The 13,179-nt window shown below is 55.7% G+C and carries 14 protein-coding genes; 6 read left to right on the top strand and 8 right to left on the bottom strand.

Annotated features, from left to right (window positions below):
* Positions 1-3 precede the first annotated feature (3 nt).
* The 4 genes from SANT_RS22715 to SANT_RS22700 all read left to right on the top strand — a co-directional run bounded on the left by SANT_RS22715 (position 4) and on the right by SANT_RS22700 (position 3,318).
* Positions 4-405, top strand: coding sequence for a cupin domain-containing protein (locus tag SANT_RS22715; protein ID WP_025424524.1), 402 nt, complete (start codon positions 4-6; stop codon positions 403-405).
* Positions 398-1,141: a carboxymuconolactone decarboxylase family protein gene (locus SANT_RS22710; RefSeq protein WP_025424523.1), complete on the top strand. Its 744-nt coding sequence runs from the start codon at positions 398-400 to the stop codon at positions 1,139-1,141. Before SANT_RS22715 ends, SANT_RS22710 begins: the two co-directional genes overlap by 8 nt.
* An 87-nt stretch (positions 1,142-1,228) precedes the next feature.
* Complete coding sequence (locus SANT_RS22705; protein ID WP_025424522.1) at positions 1,229-1,897, top strand: GntR family transcriptional regulator; 669 nt, start codon at positions 1,229-1,231, stop codon at positions 1,895-1,897.
* A gap of 311 nt (positions 1,898-2,208) precedes the next feature.
* Positions 2,209-3,318 carry an AI-2E family transporter gene (locus tag SANT_RS22700; protein ID WP_025424521.1) on the top strand — a complete coding sequence of 370 codons (1,110 nt, stop codon included), beginning with the start codon at positions 2,209-2,211 and terminating at the stop codon, positions 3,316-3,318.
* Positions 3,319-3,584: 266 nt separating this feature from the next.
* Here the strand turns inward: SANT_RS22700 and SANT_RS23735 are convergent, their stop codons facing one another.
* The 8 genes from SANT_RS23735 to bla all read right to left on the bottom strand — a co-directional run bounded on the left by SANT_RS23735 (position 3,585) and on the right by bla (position 11,031).
* On the bottom strand, positions 3,585-3,989 hold the full coding sequence (locus SANT_RS23735) for an RcnB family protein (RefSeq protein WP_025424520.1): 405 nt from the start codon (positions 3,987-3,989) through the stop codon (positions 3,585-3,587).
* Between the two features lie 317 nt (positions 3,990-4,306).
* On the bottom strand, positions 4,307-5,545 hold the full coding sequence (locus SANT_RS22690) for a M20 family metallo-hydrolase (RefSeq protein ID WP_025424519.1): 1,239 nt from the start codon (positions 5,543-5,545) through the stop codon (positions 4,307-4,309).
* Positions 5,542-6,615: an arginase family protein gene (locus tag SANT_RS22685; RefSeq protein ID WP_025424518.1), complete on the bottom strand. Its 1,074-nt coding sequence runs from the start codon at positions 6,613-6,615 to the stop codon at positions 5,542-5,544. Before SANT_RS22685 ends, SANT_RS22690 begins: the two co-directional genes overlap by 4 nt.
* Positions 6,616-6,755: 140 nt before the next feature.
* Positions 6,756-7,589: a substrate-binding periplasmic protein gene (locus tag SANT_RS22680; protein WP_025424517.1), complete on the bottom strand. Its 834-nt coding sequence runs from the start codon at positions 7,587-7,589 to the stop codon at positions 6,756-6,758.
* Between the two features lie 33 nt (positions 7,590-7,622).
* Positions 7,623-8,378, bottom strand: coding sequence for an amino acid ABC transporter ATP-binding protein (locus SANT_RS22675; protein ID WP_025424516.1), 756 nt, complete (start codon positions 8,376-8,378; stop codon positions 7,623-7,625).
* A gap of 29 nt (positions 8,379-8,407) precedes the next feature.
* Positions 8,408-9,073: an amino acid ABC transporter permease gene (locus SANT_RS22670; protein ID WP_025424515.1), complete on the bottom strand. Its 666-nt coding sequence runs from the start codon at positions 9,071-9,073 to the stop codon at positions 8,408-8,410.
* A 44-nt stretch (positions 9,074-9,117) separates the two neighbouring features.
* Positions 9,118-9,705, bottom strand: coding sequence for a cupin domain-containing protein (locus SANT_RS22665; protein ID WP_025424514.1), 588 nt, complete (start codon positions 9,703-9,705; stop codon positions 9,118-9,120).
* Between the two features lie 471 nt (positions 9,706-10,176).
* Positions 10,177-11,031, bottom strand: coding sequence for a class A beta-lactamase (bla, locus tag SANT_RS22660; protein WP_040133580.1), 855 nt, complete (start codon positions 11,029-11,031; stop codon positions 10,177-10,179).
* A 344-nt stretch (positions 11,032-11,375) separates the two neighbouring features.
* Between bla and SANT_RS22655 the strand changes: the two genes are divergently transcribed.
* Positions 11,376-11,918: a TetR/AcrR family transcriptional regulator gene (locus SANT_RS22655; RefSeq protein ID WP_025424513.1), complete on the top strand. Its 543-nt coding sequence runs from the start codon at positions 11,376-11,378 to the stop codon at positions 11,916-11,918.
* Positions 11,915-13,045, top strand: coding sequence for an MFS transporter (locus tag SANT_RS22650; protein ID WP_025424512.1), 1,131 nt, complete (start codon positions 11,915-11,917; stop codon positions 13,043-13,045). The genes SANT_RS22655 and SANT_RS22650 overlap by 4 nt, the downstream gene beginning before the upstream one ends.
* The last annotated feature ends 134 nt before the right edge of the window (positions 13,046-13,179 follow it).

Raw genomic sequence — 13,179 nt, 5'->3', positions numbered from 1 at the left:
AGCATGAATATCGTTTACGGCCGGCAATCGGCTATGCCCTCTGAGAAACGCGGTGCGACCTTTACCGGCGAAGTCTGGGCGGATGCGGTACTGGCGACACACGATAATGTAACGATTAATAACGTCTTTTTCACGCCAGGAGCGCGAACCTGGTGGCACACGCATGAGCAGGGTCAAATCTTACAAGTTGTGGCCGGAGAGGGGTTGATTTGCCTGGCGGGGCAGCAGGCACAAATAATACGTACCGGCGACACCGTTTGGATCCCGGCGGGGGAGCGGCATTGGCACGGCGCATCTCAACACAGTTACTTGCTGCATACCGCCATCTCTCTGGGTAAAACCAACTGGCAGGATGAAGTGGCGGAGCAGGATTACGTTACGACGGAGGAGAAAAACCATGTCTAAGCAATCATTACGGCAATCCATCGAAGAGAAGCAGGGTTACTGGAGCGAAGGGCTGGCAGCGTGGTCGCGTTTAGATGCCGGTTTTCTCGACGCATGGCAGCGGCTTGCGGGCGTTCCCTTGCGTAAAAATCACTTGGAAAATAAAGTAAAAGCGTTTGTTGCGCTGTCGGCCTGCGCCGCCTCAACGCATTTATGGTTGCCGGGCGTGAAACGTCACATTGAGGTGGCGTTAAAATATGGCGCTACCGGGGAAGAATTGACGGAAGTGCTCGAGCTGACCAGTACGCTTGGCATTCATGCCGCCAATATTGGTGTCCCGCTGTTATTGGAAGTGCTGGAGGAGGAGGGGCTTCGTAGCGGCCCGCAGCCGCTCAATGAACGGCAAAATACGCTAAAAGATCGGTTCATTGCCAATCGGGGCTACTGGCACCATTCATGGGATGGTTTGTTAGAGCTGGATCCCGACCTTTTTGAAGATTACATCGCGTTCTCGTCCGTTCCGTGGCGCACGGGCGTTTTGCCCCCCAAAATTAAGGAGCTTATTTATTGCGCTTTTGATGCCTCAGCCACGCATCTGTATGAACAGGGATTGAAACTGCACATGCGTAACGCCATCAATTATGGCGCCACAAAAGAGGAGATTATGGAAGTGCTTGAAATCGTAAGCATGGTGGGAATGCATGGCGCCGAAGCGTCAGCCCCGCTTCTAGAACAGGCCCTTGCAGGTGCTGCCTGATAATACCGCCGCGCACGGCAGGACGCTTCCGTGCGCGGGAAAATTGTGCTAAAAGCATAATTAATATTGTCATACAGGAATACAAAAATGCCGGCTGATATGGGCATCATCAGGCCCGAAACCTTGCGTCAACGTGTCGAGAATTCGTTGCGCGAAGCTATTATGTCGGGTCGATTTCACCCTGGCGAACGCTTGATTGAGCGCGAACTGTGCGAATCCCTTGGCGTCAGCCGTACCTCGATCCGTGAAGCCCTGCGTAAACTCGAAGCGGAAAAGCTGGTGTGCATCGTGCCCCATAAGGGGCCGCAGGTGGCGATGATAAGCGAGCGTGAGGCAGAAGAACTTTATGCATTACGTGGCGTGCTGGAAGGCTATGCGGCGCATGAATTTGCCAAAAACGGTAGCGACGAGGCCATTGCCGAGTTCGGTCGGGCCGTGCAGGTGCTGCGTGAGGCCGCGTTATCAGCCAGACAAAATGATGTCCTACAGGCCAAAACCGCGCTGTATGATATTATGCTCACCCACTGCGGAAACCACTTAATCAGTGAAATTCTGACCAGCCTGCATTCACGTGTCAACCTGCTCAGAGCGACGTCGCTGATGAACCCCCGCCGTATGCCCTCCAGTCTCGCGGAGATTGACGCGATTTATCAGGCCTTGCAGCAGCGGGACGCGGAAGCCGCGCAACGGGCTGCAACGTTGCATGTGGTTAATGCCTGTAAAGTCGCCGTGCAGATGTTGCAGCAGCAATTATAAGGGCGGCCCACCGCTTTCGCCCCGTTATTGATTCGGCCCGTGCAGCGTTGGTCCCATTGCGGCAGGGCTTAACCTCCCCAACTTCTGTTGCCCCTACCTTAATTACCGCGCCAAGCCAGGCGCGGCAGACATGCGGCCGGCAGCGCAGGCCCGTGCTAAAAACGCGCATCTGGCGCGCGGGCTAGCGTGAGGCGCAGCCGGAATCACCGCACAATATTGCTTTCTTGCGGGTTAATGCCCACCCTAAAGCAGTAGCGGTATCAATTTCGGTAGCAAGTGCTACGGCGAATGTTGCAAAAACGAGGTTACTTATGAGATTTAAAGGTCTCACGAAAGGATTTTTCATTTTTATTCTGCTGATTGTCACGGCGGCTTTTTTCAATGTCTTATCACCTTATTATTCCGCTATTCTGTGGGCGGCTATTCTAGCGGTCATATTCCATCCGCTAAAGTTACAAATCAGACAGAAACTGGGCGACAAGAACGGTCTCGCGTCGCTTTTCACGCTGCTTATTATTTGCCTGATCGTATTTACGCCATTAGCATTGGTTATGTCGTCGTTGGCGTTCGAAGCTAATGTCGTCTATGCCAAGCTGCAGACGAACAATACGCAATTCCCCGTTATTGTATCCGATCTGATTCATCATCTTCCTCGTTGGGCGCGGCATCTGCTCGCGCAACATAATCTGGATACGGCAGCGGAAATTCAGCAAAAGATGTCGGGTCTAGTGTTACAGGGCGGGCAGTATCTCGCCGGCAGCGTTTTCCTCATCGGCAGGGGGACGTTTAGCTTTGTCCTCAGTTTCGGCATCATGCTTTATCTGCTGTTTTTCCTGCTAAAAGACGGCGCATACCTTGTCGGTTTGATCCTCGAAGGGCTGCCTTTGTCGACCTATGTTAAACATCATCTGTTTATGAAATTTGCCGCGGTTTCAAGAGCGACGGTCAAAGGTACCGTGGTTGTGGCGATCGTACAGGGTTTTCTGGGTGGGCTAGCCTTTTATTTCGCCGGCCTTGAGGGCAGTTTGCTTTGGGGCGCGCTGATGGCGTTTCTTTCTCTGGTGCCCGCCGTGGGTTCGGCAATTGTTTGGGTACCGGCGGCGGTGTATCTGTTCGCCACGGGCATGGTGTGGAAGGGGACATTCCTGGTGCTGTTTTTTGTGGTGGTGATAGGGTTGGTCGATAACATCTTGCGGCCGCTGTTGGTGGGCAAAGATACCCGGATGCCGGATTTTTTGATCCTTATCACCACGCTGGGCGGCATGGAAATTTATGGCATCAACGGTTTTGTCATTGGTCCATTGATTGCGGCGCTGTTCATCGCCTGCTGGAATCTTTTGTCCGGCAGAGATAACCGTGCCAACGTTGATGAAATCGATGAGGCTTTCATAGAGGAAGGGAAAAATCATCCCGAAGTGTGAGGTTCCTGCGCCCGGCGGCGGCCGATCGAGGGCGATCCCGTTGCAGATGTGATCGCTCGCCGCATTGGATGGCCGACGGCCCGCTATTGGTTCAAGGGGAATTAGCGCCCCTCGCCTGACGGCGCTGTTTTCACGCTGAGACCACCGCGCTGCGGCGGCCACGTCAGCGGGGTTTGTCACCGCAGGCGCGCGATGTGGCTGCCGCCCACGGCGTGACGTTACCTAGGCCCGGTGCCGATCAGCGTCCGCCACGTTCAACGCCAGCGTTAGCCGCGGAAAAAGATTTCGCCAGATTTCGCCTGTACAATTTTGGCGCTGTCGTTGGTGATCAAAATATAGTTGGCATTAATATAGGCCCAATGGGTGTTCTCTTGGGGCGCCGGGAGATGACGTTTCTGCCATTCGACAATAGTGTAGGATTTATCCAAATATTGCTCGGGCAGGTTATCGCCTATCTTGTATTGCTGGTAATTAACCACGATGGGATCAAGATCGTAGTTCGTGTTCGTGTTCGTGTTCGTGTTCGTGTTCGTGTTCGTGTTGGTATTGGCATCGGGCTGAGGTTGTGCGAGAGGGGTGGCCACCGCGTCGTCGGCCCGAACGAAAGAGGCAAAGCTCAACGAAACACAAAGTAATGCCGCTGAACATAAGGCGATTCTGGTGTTGCGCATAATGTTTTCCGCGTTGAAATGATGTTCATTACACTAGAGGGCAATCGCCGTATTGTACAGTATGGCGCGCGCCGTCTCGCCGCGGTAAATGTAAGAAAACACTACTTCTGCATTTCACGCGGGTGCAAAAGGGCGCGTCATGCGCCCGCGGTTGACGGACCTTGAACCCAGTGGGCGTGCGCCGCACTTAACTCGCCGCTGCGCTTCGTGTCGTTACGCCGAGCGTGGACGGCGCAAGGGAAATGTCGCCGGTGGGCCAAGCGGGGCGGGCGCAAGGAAAACTCGCCGTTACGCCACGTAAGGCCGGCGCATAATAGTTACGTCGATACGCCAAGCGCAGGCTGGGCGCGGCTAATCACGGCGGCGGCGGAGGCGAACACCCGTGCACCGGTTTTGATTTGCGCTTCGGCGCTGTCCTCGTCTGGACTATGGCTGCGACCGCCGATGCTGGGGATAAACAACATCGCCGTCGGAATACGTTGCGCCACCAGCATGGCGTCATGGAACGCGCCGCTGGGCAAGGCACGGTAACTTGCGCCGCAGGCGATAGCCTGACTTTCGATGATATCCCGCAGATGCGCGTCCATCGCCAGCGGCGCCAGGTCGCTTTGAATTTGCACCGCTGTGGTCACGCCCTGGCGGCCGTCACACTCACGCGCCAGCGTCAACAGCGCTTCACCCAGCATGTCTATCCGCTCCTGCTGGAGATCGCGCACTTCAACCGTCAATTCAGCAAAGGCGGGCACTACGTTGGTTACGCCCGGTTTGAGGCTGAGCGCGCCCATGTTCCATACCGTTTCCGAGCCCACCAAGCCGAGGAAGCGTTCATGGCACTGCGTCGCAAACGCAAACGCCGCCATGCCGGCATCGCGGCGCACGTCCATGGGCGTGGTGCCGGCGTGATCCGCCTGCCCGGCGAAGCTGACCTGGAAGCGCCGCATGCCGGCAATGCCGGTTACCACGCCAATGTCCAGGCCGGCATTGTCGAGTTTGGGGCCCTGCTCAATATGTGCCTCCAAATAAGCCAAATGGCGTGCGGGGTCGAGGCGGAGGAACGGCTGGGTTGGCAGCGCGGCCGCGGTTATCGATGTGCTCAGCGACGGATTGTTATTGACCAGTGCGTCGAATTCGGCGGGACTGAGCCTGTCGCAAAATGACCGACTGCCCAGGCAGCTTAAAAAACGCCCCTCCTCATCGGAAAATGCGATGACATCGATACCCGTTGCGGCATCTGGATAAGCCTGGCGCCATGCCCGCGCCACCTCAATGCCGTAAATCACCCCCAGCGCGCCGTCCAGCCAGCCGCCGTTGGGCACGCTATCGGCATGGGAGCCAAGCAAAAGCGCCTGCGTGACGTTAGGCTGTCTGCCATACAGATTGCCCACCGCATCCAGCGTGGGCTCCAATCCGGCGCCCGCCATCTCTTCCGCCAGCCAGCGTCGCGCCGCCATGTCCGCGGCGCTCAGCGCGGGCCGCGAAACGCCGCGTCCTTCGGCGCCAAAAGTGGCAAGGCGTCGGAGAGACGCCAGTACCCGTGCTTCATCAATATGCATCATTTACCCGCGGCCTTATCGATTTTGCGCTGCGCCAGCCCCGCCAGGAAATAGGTGAGCGCATAGACGATAACCCGGTACATAATGGCCGAACCCGGCGGGATGCATAAAAACGAGAAGCCGGCGCAGCCGCGACGTCCCACCTCGTAGGCGATGCGAATCGCTTCGTAATCCGTCATGCCCATCGGTTCGGCCAACTCGCCTAAAATATCCCCCTCGGTAGGACCCGCGCCGCCCAACACATCCATGTCGAAATGGCTATAGACCGCCTCGGTGCCCTGATAAGCCCGATCGAGATTATTGATAACACCCTCAATGCCCAGTTCGGTGCGGATTTTCCACATCGGCATAAAACAGCAGCCTTCTTTGACCATACGGCGCACCATCGCCGGGTCTTCCAGCATGCCGCGCTCGCCGATTTCCACCAGGTTAGGGATGGCGTAGTTGGGGCAATCGCGCAGCAATTTGTCTTTCCAATTAGTAGAGCCGGCGATGTGATCATTCATCGTCGCCCAGTCGTACGGCCAGCAGTCCCAATGCGTATCCAGGCTGACCATGCCGATTTTACCTTTATAGTGCTCCGCCACCGGCCGCCCTACCGCATAGGACGCCACCGGGGAATTTTGCCCAATAACGACCGGGATGGCTCCCGCGGCAATCACCTGCCGTACGCGGGTTTCTACCAACGCTTGCGCTTCCAGAATACTTTCCACCGTGCCTTCATAACTGGCTTCGGGGGAGATTTTGACGTCACCGTAATCGACGACTTTCAGATGCTCAAAGACATCGATATCCAGTTCCTGCACATAACCGCCGCGATAACGGATCGATTGCTGGCGGACCCGGGTGGTTGCCGCGAGCCATTCCATTTTATCTACGCCGCTGTATTTTTTGCCCCAACCGGCGGCAAAGGGTGCGCCAATAATGACGACGTCGGCGCCCTGAATATCTTCCTCGTTAATCGCATAGGGTACACCCAAGAAGGTGGGCATATCTTCTTTAATACGCGGGAAATGCACATTGCGCCAGGTTTTACCGGCCAGGGTTTGTTCCCATGTTGGATAGGATGGCATTTAATACCTCTTTATATCAATTCATCGCGCTAAAAGGGCCGCATGGCGGTAGGGTTTAGCTTATAGGTCAAGTTAGCAACGCGAATGCGGATAATTACGACGCCGGTTTCGCTATGGATTAATAGCCTAATGACCGAAGGTTATTGTGCTTTGGGAAATTCTTGTAAATTAGGCATGTCAACATAGCGACCGCCCTGCAAATATTTACCGACAATGGTATTCATTTGGCCGGATAAAATTAAATCTCTAAGCCCAATATTCAGCACAGATTGCAGCTCGGTGTCGCCTTTTTTCACCGTCCAAGCGATAGGCAGGAAGAAAACCGGTTTGTCAGCAAACAGGACTTTGGTGCTCGGCTGCTGTTTCACAAATTGGGAAGCGGTAAAGGCATCTTCAAAGCTGGCATCGGCACGGCCGGAGGCCACTTCCATAAAGCCGGCGGTTAAATTGCCCCCTGACAGGGAGGTCAATTTTGCCAGCGGTAAGGTGCGGCGGACAAAGTCCTCAGCGGCGGTTCCCTGAACAACGGCGATTTTTATCTCGGGTTTATTCATGTCCGACAGCGATTTAAAACGTGTATCGTCAGTTTTAACGACCGCGACGCTGCCCAGGTAAAACAGCGGTTGGGTGAAATCCACCGCCATGGCCCGCTTGACGGTCGCAAACGTCGCGCCGATAGAAAGGTCAAATTGGTTGGACTGTAATCCAGCAACAAAATTACCCCAAGTCGTTTCGACAAACACGGGTTTCACATTCATTTGCGCCGCGATGGCTTTAATCATATCCACATAAAAACCGGTAACTTCTCCGCTGACCGGATCCTTGGTGGTACCGGGGGGCGAGGGAATATAACCGATGCGCAGCTCACCGCTGGAGGTAGTTTTGGCCAATTCCCCGGCCGCTTGCGCGGGCGTCGCCGTTGCCAGCATTAGCGAAGAGGCGACCAGTATCAATGACAAAAAACGTTTAAACATGTGTGTATCCCCAAAAAATGTTGACCAGACGAATTATCGCAGCACCCGCGCCAGAAATTCTTTGGTACGCGTATGTTGCGGATGACCGAAGACCTGCTCCGGGTGACCTTCTTCAACGATGTAGCCGTTTTCCATAAATACCACGCGATTTGCCACTTCACGGGCAAAGGACATCTCGTGGGTGACGATGACCATCGTCATACCGTTTTCCGCCAGGCTGCGCATGGTTTCCAGGACATCGCCCACCAGCTCGGGATCCAGCGCCGACGTCGGTTCGTCAAAGAGCATTAACCGCGGACGCATGGCCAGCGAGCGGGCGATAGCGGCGCGCTGCTGTTGCCCGCCCGACAGTCGGGTGGGCTTGACGTGGAGCTTGTCGGCCAGACCGACTTGGGTGAGCAGTTGCTCCGCCGCCGCGCTGGCCTCGCGCCGTGACTGACCCAACACTTGCACTGGCCCTTCCATGACGTTTTGCAAGAGGGTCATATGAGGGAATAAATTGAAACTTTGGAATACCATTCCCATTTGTGTACGCAGATGATTATTTTTTTTCTCTGGCGCCAAAACCTTTCGGCCATTCTTTTCGATATAGCCGACCATATCGCCATCGAAAACAATCTCGCCTTTATCGTAGCTTTCGAGGAAATTGATACATTTAAGCAAGGTACTTTTGCCCGAGCCGCTGGGACCTATCAACGACACCACATCGCGTTCTTTTACTTCCAGATTGATGTCTTTTAATACCGCTAATCCATCGTAGGATTTCTCAAGACTTTTTATCGATAACATAGTCACCCTCATTTGTCGGGGGAGTTCGCTCAGGCGTTGTGCTTGATCTTATTTTCAAGACGACGCGACATCCAAATCCACGGGTAGGTAATCGCAAAAAATACCAGCGCCAAGAAGGTATAGACTTCCAGAGGTCGATAGGTCAGCGAAATCAGGTTATTCGACGATTGCAGCAATTCGTAGACCGCAATGACGGACCCCAGGGTGGACAATTTCATCAAATTAGCGAACTCGTTAATAAAGGGCGGGATCATGCGCTGTACCGCCTGTGGTAAGATAATGCGCCGGATGGTCAGGTAATAGGACATACCGATCGAACGCGCCGCCATGAATTGGCCCTTGTCCACGCCTTCGACGCCCGCCCGCACGATTTCCGCGACATACGCCCCGCAGTGGATACCGAGGGTGAGAATGACGGCACTTTCAGCGCCGAGTTTGATATTGAATAAAATGGGTACGCAGTAATAAACCCAGACAATTTGCACCAGTGCCGGGGTGGAGCGGATCACCTCCACATAGACTGTGGTAATAAAACGCAGCAATCGCGATGTGGAGCTGCGTAAAATGCCCACCGGCAGACCTATCAATAATCCGATAAGCGTGGCGCCAAACGTAATCTCAAGGGTGATGATTGCGCCATTTAAAAATACCGGCCAATACTGATATAAAAGCCCGAACTGCCAGTTGTACCCCATTGCACTCTCCTGTCAGGTAACGACCTGCTGCCTGTCTGTTTGCCTTAAAAGGTGGCGGGTGTGTTCACCCAGTAGATTTGCGCTTCTTCCTTGCCGTCATTGGCGTAGCCATGGGGAACATGGCTCGGAAAATGAAAGCCATCGCCCGCGTTGAGCCGGTACTGCTCCTCACCCACAATAAGCACGATCTGGCCTTTTAGAAGGTAGCCAACTTCTTCACCGGGGTGCTCAATCAGTCCGTCGCTGCGGGCCCCGGGCGGCACGATATGAATATGGGCCTGCAATAAGGTGCCGGATGCGGCATTATCCATGCGCTCTAGCCGAATACCGCCGGTACCCGCGCCGAGCGCGGCTACGTGCCGGGTGCCGCTGCGTAGCACAGGCTCAGAACCAGAGGGAATGTCGCGCAGCAGGTCGGAGACATTGGTTTCAAACACCCGCGCTAAACGATGCAGCAATGCAATGGACGGCATCACCAGGCCGCGTTCCACTTTTGAGAGCTGGCTTTCTGAACTGCTGGATAATTCGGCGCAAACCTTAAGCGTCAATCCGCGCACATGGCGAGCGTGGCGCACCCGCATCCCCAACTTTATCGCTTCGCTTTCGGCATTCTGGTTTTTATCAATACTCACGCGTTTTTTTTCCTGCTTTGGAAAAGGGTATTCATTTCATGAAAGTGACTTTCATAGAACTAAAGCAGTTTTCATGCCAATTGTTGGTGGAAACAACGAAGCAGTGGCACAGGGTGACGCTGCACTCAACGGTTATAAGTAGGTAATTGATTTTGAACCAGAAAAAAACAGAAGCAGCGTACTGTGCTGTTCGCTAACGGTTACGGCAAGCGCCGGTGGCAGGCTGACGCCGGCGGAAACGTTCATTACTGCACCGCTTTGACCAGATGATGCACAGCAACCGTGCAACGGGCCTCAACGACCCTGCGGTCAGCCGTGTTTTGCCGACCGGGGTGTAGCGAAGGGGAAAGCGGCGACAATAGCCGGACGCTTAAACTGGGCGGCGCAAAGGCCATAGACGGCGTTGAGAGATTATCAAAGGTGATAGGGCGGGCTTCTCTCGTGACGCTGGCCGCTCGATCTCGCCGGGCGTTAGCGAAAAATGATCTTACCGATGTTGGCTGCCACGCGATTGCTTTGCTGGAGAGTAGCGGCAGTTTGCGTGATATAAATCGCGATGTAAAAGGGCTGTTTCGGGTCGGGATAAACCGCAGCAATAATAGAACGTGACCCATATCCTCCGGCGCCGGTTTTATCGGCAATCCGCCAGCCGGTGGGCAGCGAGGCGCGCAACAGGTCTCCCGCCACCTGGTCGTCCATCATCCATGTTTGCAAAAGTTGGCGGTGAGGTAAGGTTAAAACATCGGTCGCGAGAATCGTTCTAAGGGCGGCCACGACGCTGGCGGGCGTGGTGGTATCGCGGACATCCCCCGGCACCGCTTCATTAAGCGAGGGCTCGAGACGGTCAAGCCGCGTAACGTTATCGCCGATGAGGCGCATAAAGCGGGTGACCGCACCGGCTCCACCAATAACCTCCAGGATGCTGTTAGCGGCGGTGTTGTCGCTATAGCTGACGGCGGCCCGGCATAATTCGCGTAATGTAAATTTTCCCGGCGCCAGGCGCGTTTGCGTGATGGGCGAGTAGTCCACCAGCGCTTGCGGCATGATAGTCACATGTTGTTCCAGCAGCGCCGAGTGTTGCCGCGCGTTGGCAAGCAAGGCGGCGCAGGCCAGAACTTTGTGGGTGCTGTTCAACGGAAAGCGTTCCTCGCTGCGGTAACCAAAGATCCGCTGCCCGTGAGCGTCAAGGATGGCTACACCAATCCTGGCATTGAGACGATTTTCCTCTTTTTGCAGATAAGGTTGTAAGCCGGCGGTCGTCAATGCCTGTACCGGTGGGGAAAGCCAAAAATAGAAGGCCGCGATGACGGCAGGGATAAGTCTCATTTCGCCTTAATTCCTTTTTTGGTGAATTGCTATTACCGAGCTGGCGCATCAGAGGTAATGCGGTGACACCCTGTGCGGCATGTCCGCAGGCTAACCACGGTAACCATGCCGGCAATGCGCCGTGATGACCGGCGACATCGCCGTCATGTACCGGATGATAAGCCATCCCGATATCGGGCCGGAATAGACTGAGTTTATCTATTTAGGCGGCGCATTGACGGTAAAGTAATCTGCCGCGAAGCACCAGGATAACCGGCGAGCGCGGCGGCTAGGGTGGCTGAAAGTTGGGTTACGCGCGACAGAGAGCATTGCAAAAGTAAAACGATCGGTTTACTTTGGTGCGTATGCAAAAGAAAACCACTATCCTTGAAGCCGCTGAGCGGCTGTTTTATCGCAACGGTTTCCACGCCACCAGCACCGATCGTATTTGCAGCGAAGCCAATGTCTCAACGCGTACGCTGTATCGCTATTTCCCTTCGCGGGAAGATCTAACGGCGGCAGTGATGGCTCACCGACAATCCCGCTTTTTTGCAACGCTTTACACCTCGCAGCATCCTCAGGCCATCAGCCGATTGTTTGATGTGCTTGAGGAGTGGATGCGCGAATATGATCCCCTGGGTTGCTTCTTCCTCAAAGCCTGGGGTGAATATGCCGAGGAAGAGGTAAAACTGTCGGCGTTGGCGCTTGACTATCGCTATGCGCTACGGGGGTACATCGCGGCATGTATTGGCCATTCTCACGGCGTGGGCCATGAAGCGCTGGCCGATGCGGTATGGATGCTATCCGAAGGGGCCATCACCTCCGCGCTTCTTATCGGGCCTGATGCTGCCCGCCATGCGGGTCTGGCAGCCGCACGTCTGATGGCGGGATGCGAGGAAGGGCGATGAGAGCGTCCGTGACGCTCGGCCTGACCGGCTTTGCGCTGATTGCTGTCACCTACGGAATGGCCCGGTTTGCGTGGGGGTTGATGCTGCCCGCCGTGGTGCGCGATATCCCGTTCAGCCCGCGTTTGGCGGGGGTTATTTCCGCCTGCGGTTTCGTGGCCTATTGTCTGGCCGTGATCGGGGCTTCCGTGGTTTCACCCCGGTGTGGCCCACGGTTGCCGGCGATGGCGGCGGCACTCTGCGCGGCCGCCGGCTTGCTGATCCTGGCCGCTTCCTCCTCGCCGGCCATGCTGGCGGCAGGACTGTTCATCGCCGGTCTGAGCCCCGGCCTGGCATCGCCGTCCCTGGCCGCTGCGGTCGGCCGTCGGGTTGCCGTGCCGCAGCAGCCGCGAGTGAACACGATCATTAATGCCGGAACCGGTGCCGGCATTATCCTCTCCGTGCCGGTATTGCTCTTCCTGCCGGGGGGCTGGCGCGCCGCTTGTCTGCTTTTTGGCGGTGTGGCGCTGGCCTGCCTGGCGCCGATTGCTGGTTATCTGCCCGCCGGCGGCGTGGCGCCGCAGATGAAGAACAAGCGCCCCCCTGTCTGGCCGATGGCGCGCCCGCTGGTGCGCTTGGTGGTGATTGCTTTTATCAGCGGCGTAGCCAGCGCGGCGTGGTGGAATTTTGGACCCGATCTCTTACATCACCACATCGGCGTGGATGACAACACGACCAGCTTGCTGTGGCTGATTAGCGGCGGCGCGGGGATCCTGGGGGCATTGACCGGTCCTGCGTCGACGATTGTCGGCCTAAAACAGGTATATCGCTTATCTCAACTATTTATGGCGGCGCCGCTAATACTGCTGGCGTTCAGCCATGGCTTCTCATGGTGGTTGTTACCTGCGGTGGCGCTCTGTGGGGTGGGTTACGTCACGCTAACAGGCGTGATGCTGGTATGCGGTGCCGCCTCGACGAAAGCGTCTCCCGCCGCCGGGGTGGGCGCCGTGTTTTTCATGCTGGCGGCGGGTCAGGTGGCGGGATCGGTGGTCTTCGGGCTCCTTTATGCGCAAGTAGGCGCTGTCACGGCGCTCGCCTTGTTTTCCGCTCTTTCCTTGCTGCTGATGAAGTTTACACCCGCAACACGTTGATGGGCGTCAAACGCAGCGCGTCATTGGGTTGTTTTAGAGCGGCGCCTATAACCGTCGTTTGTGTATTTTTTCAGGAACCTGCATAGCCAGATGAGGTGAGTTTTTTTATTGAAATGATTTGATTGTATGATTAC

Source organism: Sodalis praecaptivus (assembly GCF_000517425.1).
Taxonomy (GTDB): domain Bacteria; phylum Pseudomonadota; class Gammaproteobacteria; order Enterobacterales; family Enterobacteriaceae; genus Sodalis_A; species Sodalis_A praecaptivus.
This window is presented reverse-complemented; position numbering and strand designations above follow the sequence as displayed.